19 protein-coding genes are annotated in these 17,611 nt (G+C 40.1%); 15 read left to right on the forward strand and 4 right to left on the reverse strand.

Going from position 1 to position 17,611, the window contains the following annotated elements; genetic code table 11:
- Positions 1–227 precede the first annotated feature (227 nt).
- Positions 228–1,049, forward strand: coding sequence for an alpha/beta fold hydrolase (locus ACTQ9S_RS04385; protein WP_440453974.1), 822 nt, complete (start codon positions 228–230; stop codon positions 1,047–1,049).
- A gap of 303 nt (positions 1,050–1,352) precedes the next feature.
- Here the strand turns inward: ACTQ9S_RS04385 and ACTQ9S_RS04390 are convergent, their stop codons facing one another.
- Entirely contained in the window at positions 1,353–2,072 is a 720-nt protein-coding gene (locus ACTQ9S_RS04390; protein ID WP_068329117.1) for a cysteine hydrolase, read from the reverse strand.
- A gap of 248 nt (positions 2,073–2,320) precedes the next feature.
- Between ACTQ9S_RS04390 and ACTQ9S_RS04395 the strand changes: the two genes are divergently transcribed.
- The gene (locus tag ACTQ9S_RS04395; protein ID WP_440453976.1) at positions 2,321–3,304 is read left to right on the forward strand and encodes an ImmA/IrrE family metallo-endopeptidase; all 984 of its coding nucleotides are present in this window, start codon (positions 2,321–2,323) and stop codon (positions 3,302–3,304) included.
- Between the two features lie 314 nt (positions 3,305–3,618).
- Entirely contained in the window at positions 3,619–4,008 is a 390-nt protein-coding gene (locus ACTQ9S_RS04400; RefSeq protein ID WP_440453978.1) for a DUF6122 family protein, read from the forward strand.
- Between the two features lie 219 nt (positions 4,009–4,227).
- On the opposite strand, the gene ACTQ9S_RS04405 is transcribed toward ACTQ9S_RS04400, so the two are convergent.
- Together ACTQ9S_RS04405 and ACTQ9S_RS04410 are read right to left on the reverse strand one after the other, a co-directional pair.
- Positions 4,228–4,866: a transmembrane anchor protein gene (locus ACTQ9S_RS04405; protein ID WP_440453980.1), complete on the reverse strand. Its 639-nt coding sequence runs from the start codon at positions 4,864–4,866 to the stop codon at positions 4,228–4,230.
- A 19-nt stretch (positions 4,867–4,885) separates the two neighbouring features.
- Positions 4,886–5,623: a HupE/UreJ family protein gene (locus ACTQ9S_RS04410; protein ID WP_440453981.1), complete on the reverse strand. Its 738-nt coding sequence runs from the start codon at positions 5,621–5,623 to the stop codon at positions 4,886–4,888.
- A 259-nt stretch (positions 5,624–5,882) separates the two neighbouring features.
- On the opposite strand from ACTQ9S_RS04410, the gene ACTQ9S_RS04415 reads away from it, so the two are divergent.
- Entirely contained in the window at positions 5,883–6,161 is a 279-nt protein-coding gene (locus ACTQ9S_RS04415; RefSeq protein WP_068329102.1) for a metal-sensing transcriptional repressor, read from the forward strand.
- 30 nt (positions 6,162–6,191) lie between these two features.
- On the forward strand, positions 6,192–7,514 hold the full coding sequence (locus tag ACTQ9S_RS04420) for an MFS transporter (RefSeq protein ID WP_440453983.1): 1,323 nt from the start codon (positions 6,192–6,194) through the stop codon (positions 7,512–7,514).
- An 802-nt stretch (positions 7,515–8,316) separates the two neighbouring features.
- Here the strand turns inward: ACTQ9S_RS04420 and ACTQ9S_RS04425 are convergent.
- Positions 8,317–8,994, reverse strand: a complete 678-nt coding sequence (locus ACTQ9S_RS04425; RefSeq protein ID WP_068329095.1) for a GntR family transcriptional regulator — start codon at positions 8,992–8,994, stop codon at positions 8,317–8,319.
- 324 nt (positions 8,995–9,318) lie between these two features.
- Here ACTQ9S_RS04425 and madL point away from each other — a divergent pair, with 324 nt between their 5' ends.
- The 10 genes from madL (at position 9,319) to ACTQ9S_RS04475 (ending at position 17,566) form a co-directional block, all read left to right on the forward strand.
- Positions 9,319–9,723: a malonate transporter subunit MadL gene (gene madL / locus ACTQ9S_RS04430; protein WP_068329092.1), complete on the forward strand. Its 405-nt coding sequence runs from the start codon at positions 9,319–9,321 to the stop codon at positions 9,721–9,723.
- Between the two features lie 72 nt (positions 9,724–9,795).
- A complete protein-coding gene (gene madM / locus ACTQ9S_RS04435; protein ID WP_068329089.1) occupies positions 9,796–10,554 on the forward strand; it encodes a malonate transporter subunit MadM in 759 nt (252 codons plus the stop codon).
- Between the two features lie 21 nt (positions 10,555–10,575).
- Entirely contained in the window at positions 10,576–12,231 is a 1,656-nt protein-coding gene (gene mdcA, locus ACTQ9S_RS04440) for a malonate decarboxylase subunit alpha (RefSeq protein WP_440453985.1), read from the forward strand.
- Positions 12,232–12,253: 22 nt separating this feature from the next.
- Positions 12,254–12,571, forward strand: a complete 318-nt coding sequence (gene mdcC / locus ACTQ9S_RS04445) for a malonate decarboxylase acyl carrier protein (protein ID WP_068329083.1) — start codon at positions 12,254–12,256, stop codon at positions 12,569–12,571.
- Entirely contained in the window at positions 12,564–13,451 is an 888-nt protein-coding gene (locus ACTQ9S_RS04450; RefSeq protein ID WP_350656164.1) for a biotin-independent malonate decarboxylase subunit beta, read from the forward strand. Before mdcC ends, ACTQ9S_RS04450 begins: the two co-directional genes overlap by 8 nt.
- A 4-nt stretch (positions 13,452–13,455) precedes the next feature.
- Complete coding sequence (mdcE, locus tag ACTQ9S_RS04455; protein ID WP_350656165.1) at positions 13,456–14,172, forward strand: biotin-independent malonate decarboxylase subunit gamma; 717 nt, start codon at positions 13,456–13,458, stop codon at positions 14,170–14,172.
- Between the two features lie 31 nt (positions 14,173–14,203).
- Positions 14,204–14,929 (forward strand): malonate decarboxylase holo-[acyl-carrier-protein] synthase, encoded by a 726-nt coding sequence (mdcG, locus tag ACTQ9S_RS04460; protein WP_440453986.1) that lies wholly within the window; start codon positions 14,204–14,206, stop codon positions 14,927–14,929.
- The gene (mdcB, locus tag ACTQ9S_RS04465; RefSeq protein WP_440453987.1) at positions 14,856–15,743 is read left to right on the forward strand and encodes a triphosphoribosyl-dephospho-CoA synthase MdcB; all 888 of its coding nucleotides are present in this window, start codon (positions 14,856–14,858) and stop codon (positions 15,741–15,743) included. The genes mdcG and mdcB overlap by 74 nt, the downstream gene beginning before the upstream one ends.
- The gene (gene mdcH / locus ACTQ9S_RS04470; protein WP_440453989.1) at positions 15,721–16,629 is read left to right on the forward strand and encodes a malonate decarboxylase subunit epsilon; all 909 of its coding nucleotides are present in this window, start codon (positions 15,721–15,723) and stop codon (positions 16,627–16,629) included. Before mdcB ends, mdcH begins: the two co-directional genes overlap by 23 nt.
- A 133-nt stretch (positions 16,630–16,762) precedes the next feature.
- A complete protein-coding gene (locus ACTQ9S_RS04475; protein WP_068329066.1) occupies positions 16,763–17,566 on the forward strand; it encodes a sulfite exporter TauE/SafE family protein in 804 nt (267 codons plus the stop codon).
- The last annotated feature ends 45 nt before the right edge of the window (positions 17,567–17,611 follow it).

Here is a 17,611-nt window from a genome sequence, read left to right on the forward strand (position 1 = left end):
TCTTATGAATGTAAGACCGTACACAGTTGGTGCTATTTTTGATAGCTATGTTGTCATTGACCACTGAGACCGCAAACTTCCTGAAGAATCACTTCATGAAATAATCACTATTGTAACGTTGCGGTCAGTTATTGCCTTTCTAGCTCATCTTAGCTGAAAAATAAATCTGTTTCTCTTTTTCATAGAATGGTCTCATGATCATCGATTTTCATTTTTAGGAAAATGATATGAATACTCAAATAACAGAAAACCATACGTACATTGATGGGCATAAGATTGCATTTTTGGAACAGGGCTCAGGTAGTCCATTAATTTTGCTGCACGGTATTCCAACCAATAGCCTCATGTGGCGAGATATTATTCCACAACTTGCAAAAACACATCGCGTCATCGCCCCCGACCTTCTCAATTATGGTCGATCTGCGAAACCGAAAAGCGTGGATGTGTCCATTAATGCTCAGAGCAACATGATTGTAAAGCTCATGGACGTTTTAGGTGCGCGGCAAGCAGATATTGTTGGACATGATATTGGTGGGGGTATTGCTCAGTTGATAGCAGTCAATTATCCAGAGAAAGTTAGAAAGCTCGTTTTGATAGATAGTATCTGTTTCGATTCGTGGCCTATCCCAGAGTTTGAGCCATTACAGGAACCCGGCGCTGAGTCGGAGATAAGTCTTGAGGACTTTTTGAGTATGATGCGAGGCTTTATGCCAAAAGGTGTATACGATAAGAGCGTCATGACTGATGAGCTTATTGAGCTCTATCTTGAACCTTGGTCAACTGAAGAGGGTAAGCGGGCTTTTTTTCGCAACCTTAGACGGTTGAATAAAGAATATACTCAAGCCATTGCTGACGAACTTAGCAACCTTCCACATGAGACACTCATTATATGGGGTGATAAAGACCCCTTTCAGAAACCGGAATATGCGCCAAAACTGGTGGAAGCGATTCCAAATGCCAATCTTGTCTGGATCAAAGATGTTGCTCATTGGTTAATTGACGAGAAGCCTGATGAAATTGGTGAACACATCAATCAATTTCTTAGTTAAAGCACGAGTAGTACGGAGATATCTAACACGGCAGCACTGCACCGAATGGCAATGATACTATTCTACATTGCTGTCCAGTGCAGCGTTTTCGTTGTACCGCTCGCCATTACAGAAAATTAACCGGAGACATATCAGGGCTAATTTTACAGATATTACTGCCATCTTCATTAGCAAGTTGCTCAAGAGGAAAGTAGATTAGAGCAATACGAAGTTAATTCTCAACATTTCTGCAGACACTAAACCACGCAGCCTAGTTCTATTTCATAAGTGTCTTATGGTTGGGATGATTACCATTTTGGTTAATCAGGAAAGCCTTGCAGCTTTTAAAGCTTCCTCAAATTCTTCTGTGGTAAATACATGGCTGGTAATCATTCTCAAATTCATTAAAGCTCCTTGAAAAGTATCTAGTCCCGGTAACTTAGCACTCCCACTGGCATCTGCAATCACTCCTACTTCAAATCCTTCTTCAAGAAGATTCCGAGTATGGGATTCTACACATAAATTTGTAGACATTCCGGCCATTAGTACTTTTTCTATCTTATACTTTCTAAGTTGCAGGCTAAGGTCTGTATTCTTTGGGCTATACAATTTATGAGGGTTACAAAGAATAATATTTTCTCCTTCAAGGTATTGCTTAAATTCCTCGAGAAAATCGGCCCCAGAGTCTTCAAAGCCTTCCATATCCAACCGCCCTTTGCGTTTATACATCTCTTTGGAATGCATAAACTCCTCAAGAGCACCACCAAACTTCCATTCCTTATCTGTCGGAAAAAAATAATGGGGTGATATGAAGACCTTCATTCCTTTTTCTCTGGCTAGCCTAAAGACGGTAGACATGTTCTCTATTGTATTATTCTCTTTAACACTTTCTTTTACAATAGGCCAAGCCACCCCATCTTCTCGCAAAAAATCATTCTGCGGATCGGTTATTACTATGGCAGTATTCTTATCAATTTCAAATCCGGGATCCGGAATCCCAGCTTCCTTTGCAGCACTAATTACTTGCCATTCTGTACTTTTCATAATTTTATCCTTGTCTAATATGAAACTTTTGAGAATCCAGAACATTGGAGCTGATAAGCTTTTAAGTACAATAATGTCCTATCTCAATCTAGCACCTGATTCGTAAGAAAACCAGTTTTTCTTACGAATCAGGTTATAAAATATAATTTTCACTAGTGGTAATTAGACCTCCAAAATAGCCGATTGCTCCTATAAGCTAATATATGTTTAATACAAATCGATTACAGTTTGCAATCGATAGGCGGGCTGTGAGCAAAGCCGAACTGGCGGAAAAGCTAAGTATTACTCCTAGAACATTAACAAATTATCTAAATGGAAATACTGAGCCTAATTTAGTTGATCTTTCAAGGGTACTAAGCTTGCCTATCGATTTTTTTAAAGGCAGTGATTTACCAATCATTGATGAACATAGCGTTAGTTTTAGATCTCGTTCTAGAATGACCAAGAAAGTCAAAGCCGAAGCCCTAACTTATGGCATAACCGGTTTTATGCTTAATGATTGGTTTGAAGAAGCGGCTAATACGCTCCGTTATGACTGGGGTTTAGGCGATAAACCTATTGGAAGCTTAATTGCTCTGTTAGAGTCGAAAGGTATACGTATTTTTTCGATTTTTGTAAAATCGGAATATATTGATGCTTTTAGCGTTTGGTATGATGACCAGCCTTTTATCTTTCTGAACAACCAAAAAACTATGGAGAGAAGCAGGTTTGATGCATGTCACGAGTTAGGTCATTTGGTTAGAGATATCTACAGCATGAAAATGTCTGAAAGTTTCGGCAAATCGCTTGATCAAGATTTAGATTCTAAAGCAGTTGAAAGAGGTGCAGATGAGTTTGCGTCTGCGTTTTTAATGCCCGAAGTTGCATTAATGGAATATAAACATGTAAACCCTACTTTAAACAATCTTATTGAGCTGAAAAAAGTGTTCGGTGTATCTTTAATAGCACTGGCATATAGAATGCATAAACTAGGGTTCATAAGCGAATGGATTTATACAAGAGTGCTTTGTCCAGCAATTGCAAAGTATAACTATCGCAAGTCAGAGCCTCATCCTATGAATAGAGAGACATCTCAAGTACTCAACACGATAACCAATGAACTAAATTCAGAAGGAATAAGTCTAGATGATATTGCTAAAAAAATTAATCTTAGAAAAGCTGATATAACTCCATTACTGTTTCAACTTGCTGATAGCACAAAGCCTTTTCATTTGTTCCAAGTTTTAAAATGAAGTGAGATCGTCAGTCGAAATTGATAGCTGCTTTCACTTTGGTCACTCTTAATTCAACGACTCATGCATACATATGGGCGATCATTAAATTAAAAAATGAATGACCATGCGTACCAATCTCCTCATTATCAATTATAAGTACCCACCTATTTACGGCTATACTTTAATATCAACCAGTGATTTTTTGGAAAAATTCAACAATAGGAAAGTAAGTGTATGATGCATATACCTCATATGCATTCGAAAGACAAAAATATCTTAGGCTTTATCAAGCATTGTTGTGCCACTACAAACTATCTCGAATTGGAAAAACAATGATTCAAACCGCTATCCATTATTTTCTACACTTTGGTATGCCATTGGTCATCGCCTATATGTTTTTTCGTGACGACTATAAACGGGTATATTTAATCTTATTGGCCACTATGCTAGTAGATTTAGATCATTTGCTGTCCACTCCTATTTTTTCGCCCAATCGTTGTAGTATTAACTTTCATCCGCTGCATACTTACTATGCAATGGCAGTATATGCGGCTATGCTATTTTTACCAAAGCCCTATAAAATAATTGGTTTGGGGTTATTACTACATATGCTAACCGATTTGAATGACTGCGTAATGACCTATCTTAATTGTCCGCAATGTTTGAGTGAGGCTCCTGCCCTTGAGTTGGTAGAATGGCTTGTAAAAGTTACTAAGTTTTGATACGGCTGTGACTACATCTTTTTGTGCTTCTCTCATAGATCACATCTTCAATAACTTCTAGAAGTATATACATCGCTACCCAATCCTAAATGAGTTTTCGTATTAGACCGCTTGTGTTCTAATGCGAGGATTGGGTTTGTTTAGCTTGTTACTCTAAGATTAGTGAGATAGCTCTGTTTCTAATCAGGTAGTAGCGGCAAGAACTAACCACTACTTCTTTTACATCGTTTTAATAGTGCTGTAATCACCACGGGTACGCAAAACAACTTGAACATCCGATTCGCCACGATTGCGCCAAAACCAGCCATGATTACCTGTAAATGCTGCTTCTAGAACGCCTTCATCAGCGGCAACTCCGCGACCTTTTTCATAACTCATGGTTTTGCCTGATGCATCACCATGAGTATCAAAGTTAACGTCACCGCCAGTCACGACCCAAGAGTATTCCGTCTTATCGCCTGAAGCCATTTTCATCTTAATTTCTAATCCTTCACCTGGAGTCAAGGTGAAGGGAATTTCATCACGCCATTGCCCACTAGCGACAGCAGTGTCAGCAAGTGTGGCACTCATTGCTTGCTCGGTCACATTATCAATATCTACTGTTTCGGACGTCAGCGTATCAGTTGCTAGTAAACCAGCAGCATCGGCGGCAGCTTCTTCTGCTAATTGCTGCTTAACTTGCCCCATTTCTGTCAAACGAAGTAGGTTGCCAACCCCAGTCGGGTCAATACCATATTCAGCTGGGAGAACCACCGTAAATAAAAGAACTATGGCTGCAATTGCAGCCAGAATAGTAGATTTCATAAGCTGCTGTGAAGAGGGAAGTTCAGCTTGCAATGGGGCGTCACTATTATACATATTGGGAATCCTTGGGTTATTAAGACATTAAGTAGCCAGTGAGCTGCATGCCCACTAATATAAATCCTGCGCTCATCATGGCGACGTTGGCGGTATAGGCGTTACGAATAAAGCTTAGCGTACGGCGCCAATAGCTCATACCGATTAATATGATTGCTAGAGCCAGTAGTTGCCCAATTTCCACACCCACGTTAAATGCGAGTAGGTTAGGCAGTAAACCGTTAGGTGACATATTGTATTCAAGAAGTTTAGTTGATAACCCAAAGCCGTGGAAAAGACCAAATACAAGCACTGCTATTTTGGTATTTGGTTGATACCCGAACCATCGCTGAAAAGCACCAATGTTGTCTAAGGCTTTGTAGACAATAGAGAGACCAATAATTGCATCAATCAGATAACTGTTCATACCGATGTTGAAATACACGCCTAAGATCATCGTGGTGGAATGACCTAATGCAAATAAGCTCACATAGATGCCAATGTGCTTCATGCGGTAAAGAAAGAAGATGACCCCGAAGAGAAACAGGATGTGGTCATACCCCGTTATCATGTGCTTAGCGCCCAAGTACATAAAGGGTAAAATATTGACCCCTGAAATCTCCTGAATATAGCCTTTATCGCCCGCTGTTACAGCATGAGCCAAAGCTTCATTGCTGCCAATAAGGACATAGAAAAGCAGTACCGAGAGTAATAGCAGACGGGTTTGCCAAGTCGCCCATGGCGAGCTTGTTGGCCTATTATGAACATAGCTGTGCATTAAGAATCCTATGGTGTGAAATAATGGATACACGGCATGATGTAATACAATAAAAAATTTTGACCTCAATCGATAAAGTAATCATGACTTGCATCACTAAGCACTTTCTTACAGATTGACACGTAAATCATGAGATTTTTGAATGCAAACCGAGTAATTAAGGAGTAAGATACTATCCCCTAGGGGGGGATACTGTCAATAAAAAACTTAGGTTTTTATCGGGTATAATCATATTCCCTAGAGGAAGGACACTATCATTATGAAAAAACCGCACATACACGCTTCTCATCCAGCCGTTATCACACGCCTTAAAAAAGCGAATGGTCATCTGAGTAGTACGATAGAGATGTTGGTAGAGGGTCGAACCTGTCTTGATGTAGCGCAGCAGTTGCAGGCTGTAGAAAATGCCATTCATCAAGCTAAAAAAGTTTTAATTCAAGACCACTTGGATCATTGCCTTGAAGACTTATTAGGGTCTGTTGATAAAAACCAGCAGGACTCTATAGATGAGTTTAAGGAAATAACCCGTTATCTATAAGGTCAACCGGCTGAAATAAAGAGGCATCGGATGCTTAGTATCTTTGTGAATCGAACCTATCGCCACTTGTTTGCCGCACAAGTCATCGCTTTGATTGGAACTGGCCTAGCTACTGTAGCGCTAGGACTGCTAGCTTTTGATTTAGCAGGTAATAACGCTGGGGTCGTCATGGGAACCGCATTGGCCATCAAGATGGTTGCCTATGTTGGTATCGCACCAATTGCAGCTGCCTTCGCCGAACGGCTGCCCAAACGCACGATGCTGGTAACACTGGATTTAGTACGCGCAGGTGTCGCTCTCTTACTGCCATTTGTCTCCCAGATTTGGGAAGTTTACGTACTAATCTTCGTGTTGCAAGCCGCCTCAGCGGCTTTCACGCCTACTTTTCAAGCCACCATTCCTGATGTTCTACCTGATGAAGCGGACTATACAAAAGCTTTATCACTCTCACGCCTTGCGTACGATATGGAAAGTCTGGTCAGTCCCATGTTAGCGGCGGCACTACTGACAGTAATGAGCTTTCACAATTTGTTTACGGGTACGGTGCTGGGTTTTTTAGCCTCTGCCATATTGGTAGTGTCGGTGGTGCTACCAGCGCATGCTGTGCCAGAGCGTCGTAGCATTTACGATAGAACCACGCGCGGTATTCGAATCTATTTAGCCACACCTCGACTGCGCGGATTACTCGCTGTCAATGTTGCCGTTTCTGCCGCAGCGTCTATGGTTTTTGTGAATACAGTGGTGATCATTCAGGGTGGCATGGGACTAACTCAGAGTGCAGTCGCATTAGCATTGGCGAGCTTTGGTGCAGGTTCTATGATTGCTGCATTGGCTTTGCCAAGCTTACTAAGTAAGCTGACAGACCGTAGGGTCATGTTGAGCGGCGTGGGATTGTTGGTTGTTGGTATGTTCGCTGGTACATTGATGATAGGACAAAACTCGCTCATGGCCTTATGGTTTGTGCTAGGTTTGGGTTATTCTGCTGCTCAGACACCTTCTGGGCGCTTGTTATGGCGATCCTCACATCAGGAAGATCGTCCTGCATTGTTTGCCGCTCAGTTTGCCTTGTCCCATGTCAGTTGGTTAGTATTTTATCCGTTAGCTGGTTGGTTAGGTGTTCGCTATAGTATGACCGTAGCTTTTGCAGTACTAGGCTGTGCGGCGGCGCTAGCCGTCTGGGCGGCTTTAAGAGTATGGCCATCTATTGATTTAACAGAGATTGAACACGAACATTCTAACCTACCAGAAGGTCATGCTCATGCCACTGGATCTCCTACATCCAACGGGATACGCCATACCCATCTTTTCGTAGTCGATGACTATCACCCTCGTTGGCCAAGTTCTGGTGATTGATGTCGACTTTGTACATAAGAAGGGGTTGCCATTGCAGAAGCATTGGTGTTTGAAAAGGACGCTACTAAGGACTTTCTTTCCAAAAACCAATGAATATACGGCGCTGATATTATGAAGCTTACTATGCTACTGATTTATCAAAGCACGCTCCTAGATTCAAATCACCCCATTCAGATTTTATTAACTTCAACAGAGACATGAGACAGTTGAGGTAGGGATTCTGATAATAATTTTTTATATTCTTCCGTACTCAAACCTTAGTATTAAGCACATCACCTAAGTAAAAAAAGAAGCATAAGAAACCCTTCATGCTATACAAATAATAGCATGAAGGGTTTCTTATGCTTCTTAATTGCTTCAGTGAGCCACACATTATCAATATAATAATGCCTATAAAAACAAAGTAATTATTACCTAATAAATAAGGAATATCGTAAAGATATTTTTTAAGCATTAATGCTAATTATCAAAACAGATAGTCAAAAAAATAGAAATCTACAAGGATTTCTATTTTAATGGAATAAATCAGCGTTTATGATGCTTTTGGTAGATCTTGCTCAGCAGTCTCAACGTTTAAGTTGAAAGCGTTAAGCTCCTCTATCCTATCTGCCTCTTTGTTTAGACTTTTGAATAAAGTAATGCACATAATAAGCAGGTTTTACTATCAGGCCGCTTTATTTACCAAGTTTAAATCTAAACTTTATCTGACATAAATCGAACCATTCTTAGGTTATTCCTATGGATTTGGAGTCGATTTTTCCAAACTTATTATATAACCATTATCCTAAAGCGACCCATCATACTAATTCTGGATACTATCATTAGAATTCATAGTTGCGATCAAATCTGTAAATTTTTCACCTTGGACTGAAACATGTCCTTTTAGTAAGGTTTCGGCTAAATCCTCATCAGTATTGATAATGGCATCTACAATGCTTTGATGTTCTTCAAAAGAATTCTGCATCCGATTATTTACTCGCAGTTGCAGCCGTCTATAGGGGTGTAATCGATTATGCAAGTTGCTCGTTTGCTCTATTAAAAAATTATTATGACTAAGCTGATAAAGAAAAAAATGAAACTTCCTATTGGCTTCGTAATAACTTTCTGTGTTTCCTTCTAAGACATATTCTTTGCATTGGTCATGAAGAGACAAAAGCTCAACTTTTTCCTCTTCATTTATCCTTCTAGCCGCCAATCTGCCACACATTCCTTCAAGCTCTGCCATCACCTCAAACATCTCACACAACGTGACGATGTCCAAAGTAGGTATTATTGCTCCTCTACGAGGTCGGATTTCTACTAATCCTTCAGATGCTAGAAGCTTCAATGCTTCACGGATAGGTGTTCTTGAGACCCCATATTTTTCACAAAGTTTTGCTTCGTCAAGTTTAGTGCCAGGTGGAAGACGACCATAAATAATTTCATCTTCTATTTTTTTACTGACCTGTAATGATAAAGGTAAATCATCAATTAAACTCATAAATCCTCCATTTGTATACAATAAACAATTTAATAAATACAATATGGTTGCGATTTCAAACCAACTGTATTAGATTATATCAAACAAGTGGGTAGTAGGTGATAGATCCTTCTAAAGGTTTTGAGCTCTATTAAGGCTTATATTCTTTATAAGGTAGGGATAGATAAGGAAATTCGAAGAACCCTAAAAGACACTATCAAACTATAATTATTTGCGCTTGTGCCTAAATCTAGTTGTCACTAGTTTAGATTCTTATTTTATACAGCCCGTATATCAAGTTAGATATTACCGAGAAGGCTGTCATGATATCCAAGGAAGGTTTTTATGATCATATATGGTACTGCTTTATTGGCAGTTAGTTATTTGCTAGGAGTTTTTCTTGGTGGATTGCTAGGACAAATATTAGGGGTTGACGCTAATATTGGTGGTGTAGCTATCGCAATGATTCTACTAATTGTCGGCAAAGAAATGCTTGCTAAAAAAGGTTATCTACCTAAGTCGACGCAGTTTGGTGTTCTATATTGGGCAGGTATGTACATCCCTATCGTTGTTGCGATGGCTGCAGGACAGAACGTAGTCGCTGCACTATCTGGCGGAATGGTAGCAGCTGTTGTTTCTGTTATTGCGCTTACTGCAACTGTCTTTGTCGTACGCTTACTTAATAATATTGGTAATGATTACGATACATTTACTTGGGATGATACTGAAGAGTATCGCGACCAATTGTGAGTGTTTCATCACTATTATTAACACTATAAGAAAACTGAAACTACCAATTCAATCGCCCAATGGAGTAATTAAATGGACTTAATTATAGAAACCCTCACTAAAAATGCCTTTGTAACTGCTCTAGCAGTAACAGGCCTGGTGATGCTCTTCTCTCAAATACTATCCAAGTACCTAACCAACAATAAACTACAGTCATCTGCAATTGCTATCACCCTTGGTTTGGTTGCTGCTTATTTTGCAGGTCTATATACGAATGGTAGCAAGGGTATTTCCGATATAGAAATTTTCTCTGGATTTGCTCTTCTAGGTGGCGCGATGCTGCGAGATCTTGCCATTGCATCTACTGCTTTTGAAGTGGACGTTAAAGAAATAAAACGTGCTGGGAAAATCGGTATTATTGCCTTGATATTAGGTTGCGTTATACCGTTTGTGGTAGGGGCCGGTGTTGCATGGACATTAGGCTATAGAGATGCTGTCTCTATGACTACCATTGGTGCAGGTGCAATGACTTACATTGTGGGTCCTATTACAGGTACAGCAATTGGAGCAACCTCCGATGTGATTGCTTTATCTATTGCAATTGGTTTGATTAAAGCAGTCTTCTTTATGATCGCAACTCCTTTGCTTGCCAGATTTATGTATCTTAAAAGCCCACGTTCAGCCATGATTTTTGGAGGCTTGGTAGGTACTACTAGTGGAGTAGCAGCTGGCTTGGCAGGTACTGATGTAAGACTGGTTCCATATGGAGCATTGGTAGCCACTTTCTATACGGGGCTAGGTGCTCTATTAGGCCCGTCTATATTTTTCTTAACACTAAACGCAATATTTTAATAAGTAGATAAAGGAAGTCTTATGAAAGCGAATATTGACAAAAAAGTATGGGATACACAAAAAACTAGACGGCTTACCAAACTAAATGCTGCAAAAGACAAAGGATTAGAAAAACTAGTCCCGAGTGATAGAACAATTGAACTACTGGAAACGGTACTTGCACCTGAAGATAGAGTTTGTATTGAAGGTAATAATCAAAAGCAAGCTGACTTTTTATCTGAATGTTTGTCCCAGTGTAATAATGAAGTGCTAAACGACTTGCATATATTACAGTCGGTTTTAGCGCTACCCAGCCATATCGATATATTTGAAAAAGGTATTGCCAGTAAAGTGGATTTTTCTTTTTCTGGTCCACAAGCATTGAGATTAGCCAAGCTGGTTCAGCAACAAAAAATCCAAATTGGCTCGATTCATACCTATCTAGAGTTATATGGTAGATATTTTATCGACTTAATACCAAACGTGTGCTTGATCACAGCACATTCTGCAGATGCAGAAGGCAACTTGTATACCGGCCCAAATACCGAAGATACACCCGCAATTGTAGAAGCCACGGCATTCAAAAGCGGTATTGTCATTGCACAAGTGAATGAGCTAGTAAATAGCGTGCCACGCGTTGATATTCCTGCGGACTGGGTAGATTTTTTCATTGTGGCACCTAAGCCTAACTATATAGAGCCTTTGTTTACACGTGATCCTGCCCAGATTACTGAAGTACAGATATTGATGGCAATGATGGTGATAAAAGGTATCTATGCACCATATCAAATTAAACGCCTAAACCATGGTATCGGCTTTAATACAGCCGCCATTGAATTGCTTTTACCTACTTACGGGGCAGAATTAAACCTTAAAGGCAAGATTTGTACTAACTGGGCACTTAATCCTCATCCTACTATGATTCCAGCGATAGAAAGCGGGTTTGTGGATAGCATTCATAGCTTTGGCTCAGAGGTAGGGATGGATGAATACATTCAAAGTCGTCCTGATGTGTTTTTTACAGGCAAAGATGGAAGTATGAGATCCAACCGTGCTTTTAGTCAAACAGCAGGTTTGTATGCTTGTGATTTATTTATAGGCGCAACCTTGCAGATTGACTTACAAGGTAACAGCTCGACCGCCACGGTAGATCGCATTGCAGGTTTTGGTGGGGCTCCCAATATGGGATCAGATCCACATGGACGTAGACACTCTAGCTATGCATATCTTAAAGCAGGTAAAGAAGCCACAGACGGACGCGTTGTAAAAGGTCGTAAGCTCGTGGTGCAAATGGTAGAAACTTACCGTGAGCATATGGATTCGGTATTTGTCGAAGAGCTTGATGCATGGCAATTACAAGAAAAGATGGGAAGTGATTTTCCACCCATCATGATCTATGGTGATGATGTCACGCATATTGTGACCGAAGAAGGGATTGCAAACTTATTATTGTGTCGCACACCAGAGGAAAGAGAGCAAGCTATTCGCGGTGTAGCGGGCTACACACCTATCGGCATGCAACGAGATCATGAAAAAGTTAAAGAATTAAGACAGCGTGGGATTATCCAAAGACCAGAGGATATTGGCGTAGATGCTTCAAAAGCTACTAGAGATCTATTGGCAGCAAAATCTGTTAAAGATCTAGTGAAGTGGTCCAATGGAACTTACTCTCCACCAAGTCGTTTTAGAAACTGGTAAAAATAATACTAAGGATATAACTATGAATGTACTTAATTTTGACTTTATTTCACAGCCAATCGAAAACATCAGGAAAGAAGTTATTTGCGGTGTGGTTGGCTCAGGTAATTTAGAGGTATTAGTAACACCCTTAGCTAATAGTGAAAATAGCAAGTTTATTATTGATACTTCAGTCACAGGCTTTGATCACATTTGGGAGGCTGTGTTACAGGACTTCTCTAGTCGTTATGCAGTGGGTGGATTGGAGTTTAAAGTTAACGATATGGGTGCGACTCCTGCGGTAGTGAGTTTACGCTTAAGCCAAGCGATTAACATCTTAGAGGACGAATCACATGGATAATTCACATATTCAGCAAAGCTTTTATGAAAAGACGGCACGTAATCGGATAGCCAGTATTGTTGATAAGAACAGTTTTCAGGAAGTCCTTAAGCCAGGTAGCATACCTGTGAGCCCAAATCTTGCGTCTTTAGATATTGTAGGCAGTTTCGATGATGGTGTCATTATTGGGCAGGCAAAAATTCAAGATGAGCCAGTATACATGATCGCTCAAGAAGGCAAATTCATGGGTGGTGCGGTAGGTGAAATACATGGGGCAAAAATTGTCGGCATGTTACTCAAAGCTATTGAGGAAAAGCCTAAAGCCATCATATTTTTGGTTGACTCAGGTGGTGTTCGCCTTCACGAGGCAAACGCTGGTTTGATCACGATTTCTGAGATTATGCGTGCGATGTTAAAGGTTCGCAATGCGGGCATTCCTATTATTACCGTCATTGGTGGTACGAATGGTGCCTTTGGTGGCATGGGTATATGTGCGTGCCTAAGTACGCACGTTATCATGACAGAAGAGGGACGTTTAGCCCTTTCAGGTCCTGAAGTCATTGAAACTATTAAGGGTGTAGAAGAGTTTGACTCTAAAGACAGAGCTTTAGTCTGGCGAGTGACGGGCGGCAAAACACGCTATCTGCTCGATCATGTCGACTTTTTGGTTGAGGATGATATTGAAGATATTAAACAAGGGATTGTTGAAGCTCTTCAGCAACCTGCTGTGGATTTAGATTTAGATTATTTACAGCAACAGCAAGCCGCATTGCAAAGTCAGTATGATCAGTGGTTTGGAGAGAAAGATAGCATACCAATTTGGCAATCGATGAACATAGACAACCCTGAATCTATCTCCATGCTTAGCGCTCAACAGATTAGAGCTATTAAAAAAGGATAATGTCATGCAAACGAAAACAATTTTAGAAGCGCTTTTTCCTAACGAGCTTGAGTATCACATTGATAATTCAATGATACGAGGTAGTGCAGACACTAAACTTGGGAAAGTTGAAATTATTGGTACAGTCGATTCTGCAGCTATGAACCAGCTGATTGCAATGACCCTTGCAAATGAGATATTAGATGTCATAGCAAAAGGTCAAAAAACACCCATCGTATTTATTGTAGACACGATGGGGCAAGACTCATCGAGAGCTGACGAGCTATTATGTTTAAATAGAACATTTGCTCATCTAGCATCTTGTGTAGATTTGCTCAGACGTAGCGCTCATCCAAATATAGCCATTGTCTTGGGTGAGGCGGTTAGTGGTGGGTTTTTATCTTATGGTCTTATGGCAAATCAAGTATTTGCTATGCAATCAAGCCAAGTTAAAGTAATGGACTTAAATGCGATGTCCAGGGTAACCAAAATACCGTTAGATAAACTGAAATCCTTGTCACAGACATCAGCCATTTTTGCTCCAGGTGTAGAGAACTATTATGCAATGGGAGCAGTTGATGATATCTGGAAAGAGCTTGATGAACATCTGGTAGAAAATGCTCTTGAATCCCAACTGATACATATTGATGATTTTCTTACAGATGATCGCCGGCAAGTGGCAGAAGAAAGAAAAGGGCGTTTGTTATGCAATGATATTGTTCAGTCGGTTTTGACGGCTTAATGTTAAGCAAGTCTTTATAGAGGTGAGATGTATGCAACGTCATGATTTAGTTTACTTACAACCACATGAATCATACGGTTTTATGAATGCATCTCTACCTTTATCTGTAACGACGGCTGTTGGTAAGATGATTGAATCTCAACAGCCATTGACTGCTTGTAGACAAGATATTGATAGTGTAATCAAAGTTGCTACTAGTTATATAGAAGACGGTCGTAAATATCGTTTAGCACTAAACCTATCTAAAACGCCTGAAGTCATCACTTCACCTTTAGCACTTGAGGCTTTGATATCTCAATTACCGCAAGCGATTCGAGAACACACTCAAAAATTTATCGAACGCTGTTCTCATTTAGGTTGTGATGTGCGTGTCTATGGCTCCTTTGCCAATCAATATTTTACTGGTTTGCCTTTTGTGAAACCAACATCAGATTTGGATGTTTTAATCGTTGCACACAGCAATAATATCTCACAAATATTATTAGAAATGGAAGCCTTTAACCTACTTGCTAAATCTGCCGTGGGTTTAAAAATTGATGGGGAGATAAGATTACATGGATGTAACGACATATCTTTTAATGAACTAATCTACGCCATTATGTTTGATATTCCAACCGTTTTAGTGAAAACCCTTTGTGATATCAAGCTTCAAAAAATAGACGTATTACTAGGATGGAATACTGATGAATTTGAACACTTTATTAGATCAAACAAACAAACCTTTATTGCCCACACAGGCAGTCTGGCAGCAGATTGATAATTTAGTACTTGAAGCTTTATATGATGAGTTAAGTCTTGAAAATAAACCGGGTCTTGTCTGTCCTTCAAGCAATGGTAGTCACACAGATATGAACCACCATACCTTTATAAATAGCATCACCTCTTTGAAAGGATATTTTTCCACTTTAAGTCAGTTTGGCTATGACGACAGGCCATTCGATGACTTAAAAAATATGGGAATTTATCAAGAAGAAAAAATGAGAGAGGCTACCAAAAATATTAACACTCATAAAGGTGCAATATTTAATCTGGGTTTTGTCTGTGCGGCGATTGGTAGGTGTATACAAGCAGAAATACCGTTAACAGCTATCAATATTTGTGAGCAATTGGTTGACAGGTGGCAGTTTGATTTAACGACTCGTTTGAAGCGTGAGCCAGATAGCCATGGTCAAAAAATGTTCAAGAAGTACGGCATAACTGGTGCTATCGAAATGGTTTCTAATGGCTTTGAGGTTATTTTAACTGACGTTTTGCCATGCTTCTATGACACTATTTATAGCACTCGAGATTTTGAAAAAGCCAGTATACAAGCGTTAATGACACTGATATCTGTATTATCAGATACTAATATTGTGTGGCGGGGCGGGATAAAAGACTTAGAAAATGCTCAAGCGTTGGCGAAACAGTTTTTGCAGCAAGGGGGTGTTCATCAATCAGATTGGCGCCAAAAAGTAAGTAATATCAATCAGTATTTTATTCATCATAACCTCAGCCCAGGTGGTAGTGCTGATCTATTGGCCGTCACGATATTCTTTTATAAGGTGGAAAATGAATTTAATTATCCTATTTAGTGGGCAAGGCCTACAAAGCCAAAAGCACGTGGATGAAGTACTGACCTATACTTCGGAGCACGACCAATCGATTCTAAGCGCTATGGTACCAGAGCTATTCGGTGAAAATTCTGATAGTGATAAGTTGTTTGATAACAAAGTTGCGCAACCGTTTATTTATACTTTGCAATACTATCGATGGCATCAGCTACGTCAATTGATTGCAGCACCAATGGCTTTTGCTGGGTATTCTTTAGGAGAGGTAAGTGCCTTTTGTTGTAGTAGCCAGCTCACATTTGAGGAAGGGCTAGATTTAGTTAGTAAAAGAGCCAACCTGATGCAGCAAGAAGTAACAGAGTCTAGTGGGCTATTAGCAATCAAAGGTGTGCCTGATAGTAAATTGGATCAACTGCTTGAAGAGAGCAAAACCTATCTATCTATCAAGATTAATAGAGACCAATTTATTATAGGTGGTCATAAGAAAAATCTTGAACAGGCAGCAAGAATTTCTCAAACACTAGGTGCGCAAAGTGTGCAGCTGTTAAATGTGTCAGTACCATCACATACGGTAATGATGCAGGGTGCGTCAGCAGAGTTCCGTAAATATACAGACTCATTAGCTTTATCCGCTATGACAATACCGATTGTTAGTGCGACTGAAGGCGTAAGGTACAGCGAGACAAATCAAGGTTTAGATATCTTGTCACGTCAAATCGATCACGCATTAGATTGGTACTGTTGTATGGAAAATATTGAAGAGTATCAGCCAAGCATGGTGATAGAAATAGGTCTAGGCAATGCTTTGTCTAGAATGGTAAATAACTTGCTCCCCCATGTGCCTTGCAGAAGTTGGGATGACTTTCGTAATTTAGATGGGTTGAAAGAGTGGATAGAAAGAAATAGCTAAGATTCTAGTTGATGGCTTGTATCATTTAAAGCCTGATACCTGATTGATGGCTTGTATCATTTAAAGCCTGATACCTGATTTGTTTAATAAGTCTATCGTATACGAATAATTATAATAAAAAGTAGGCTGTATGATGTTATATGTGTGGTTTGTCATTGCAGGTGCGTTCGCGGGCGTCAGTGCTGGCTTGTTCGGTGTGGGCGGCGGCATGATTATTGTGCCAGTACTAGTGTGGATTTTTACTGCGTATCATTTCCCTCCTGAAGTGATTACCCATTTAGCGATTGGTACTTCTCTTGCGACTATTGTTGTGACATCTATCAGTTCCCTGACGGCACATCATAAGCGTGACGGTGTACGCTGGGAGGTTTGGCGTAGTATGGCATTAGGTCTAGTCCTTGGTGGTTTAGTTGGAGCAGGTATTGCCGATATGATTGATGGCAAGGTATTGCAAATTATTATTGGTATTGGTGCATTATTAATGGCTTTAAAGATGTTGTTCTTATCTAGCAAAGAGCAAGTGGACAAGCCATTACCGCACGCTGGTGTACAGTTTGGTGCTGGTACGGGGATTGGTATGGCATCGTCTATTTTCGGTATCGGTGGTGGTAGTTTGACTGTTCCATTTTTAAATTGGGCAGGACTGCCAATGAAGCAGTCAGTTGGAACCTCAGCCGCTTGTGGTTTGCCAATTGCTTTGGCTGGAGCAGTAGGTTTTGCATGGTTTGGTCAAGACGTGGTTAACCTTCCTGAAGGTACGATAGGCTTTGTACATGTTAGTGGGTTTTTATATGTCTCAGTTGCCAGCTTCGCTATGGCAAAAGTCGGTGCCAAGCTTGCGCATGTATTGCCAGCCTTGATGCTTAAACGTGCATTTGGAGTGTTATTATTGTTCGCTGGCGGGCAGTTATTGTTGAGTGGTATTGGGGTATTGTAAGTGTCTTAGCTTAAAAAGCTATTTGTTAGACATTTTTTATACCTA

This window comes from Psychrobacter sp. ASPA161_9, assembly GCF_051970275.1.
GTDB lineage: Bacteria > Pseudomonadota > Gammaproteobacteria > Pseudomonadales > Moraxellaceae > Psychrobacter.

Excerpts from the sequence above, each read along its gene's own strand:
- ACTQ9S_RS04385 (WP_440453974.1), top strand. The coding sequence starts at position 228 with ATGAATACTCAAATAACAGAAAACCATACGTACATTGATGGGCATAAG.
- ACTQ9S_RS04390 (WP_068329117.1), bottom strand. The coding sequence starts at position 2,072 with ATGAAAAGTACAGAATGGCAAGTAATTAGTGCTGCAAAGGAAGCTGGG.
- ACTQ9S_RS04400 (WP_440453978.1), top strand. The coding sequence starts at position 3,619 with ATGATTCAAACCGCTATCCATTATTTTCTACACTTTGGTATGCCATTG.
- ACTQ9S_RS04405 (WP_440453980.1), bottom strand. The coding sequence starts at position 4,866 with ATGTATAATAGTGACGCCCCATTGCAAGCTGAACTTCCCTCTTCACAG.
- ACTQ9S_RS04410 (WP_440453981.1), bottom strand. The coding sequence starts at position 5,623 with ATGCACAGCTATGTTCATAATAGGCCAACAAGCTCGCCATGGGCGACT.
- ACTQ9S_RS04415 (WP_068329102.1), top strand. The coding sequence starts at position 5,883 with ATGAAAAAACCGCACATACACGCTTCTCATCCAGCCGTTATCACACGC.
- ACTQ9S_RS04420 (WP_440453983.1), top strand. The coding sequence starts at position 6,192 with ATGCTTAGTATCTTTGTGAATCGAACCTATCGCCACTTGTTTGCCGCA.
- ACTQ9S_RS04425 (WP_068329095.1), bottom strand. The coding sequence starts at position 8,994 with ATGAGTTTAATTGATGATTTACCTTTATCATTACAGGTCAGTAAAAAA.
- madL (WP_068329092.1), top strand. The coding sequence starts at position 9,319 with ATGATCATATATGGTACTGCTTTATTGGCAGTTAGTTATTTGCTAGGA.
- madM (WP_068329089.1), top strand. The coding sequence starts at position 9,796 with ATGGACTTAATTATAGAAACCCTCACTAAAAATGCCTTTGTAACTGCT.
- mdcA (WP_440453985.1), top strand. The coding sequence starts at position 10,576 with ATGAAAGCGAATATTGACAAAAAAGTATGGGATACACAAAAAACTAGA.
- mdcC (WP_068329083.1), top strand. The coding sequence starts at position 12,254 with ATGAATGTACTTAATTTTGACTTTATTTCACAGCCAATCGAAAACATC.
- ACTQ9S_RS04450 (WP_350656164.1), top strand. The coding sequence starts at position 12,564 with ATGGATAATTCACATATTCAGCAAAGCTTTTATGAAAAGACGGCACGT.
- mdcE (WP_350656165.1), top strand. The coding sequence starts at position 13,456 with ATGCAAACGAAAACAATTTTAGAAGCGCTTTTTCCTAACGAGCTTGAG.
- mdcG (WP_440453986.1), top strand. The coding sequence starts at position 14,204 with ATGCAACGTCATGATTTAGTTTACTTACAACCACATGAATCATACGGT.
- mdcB (WP_440453987.1), top strand. The coding sequence starts at position 14,856 with ATGAATTTGAACACTTTATTAGATCAAACAAACAAACCTTTATTGCCC.
- mdcH (WP_440453989.1), top strand. The coding sequence starts at position 15,721 with ATGAATTTAATTATCCTATTTAGTGGGCAAGGCCTACAAAGCCAAAAG.
- ACTQ9S_RS04475 (WP_068329066.1), top strand. The coding sequence starts at position 16,763 with ATGTTATATGTGTGGTTTGTCATTGCAGGTGCGTTCGCGGGCGTCAGT.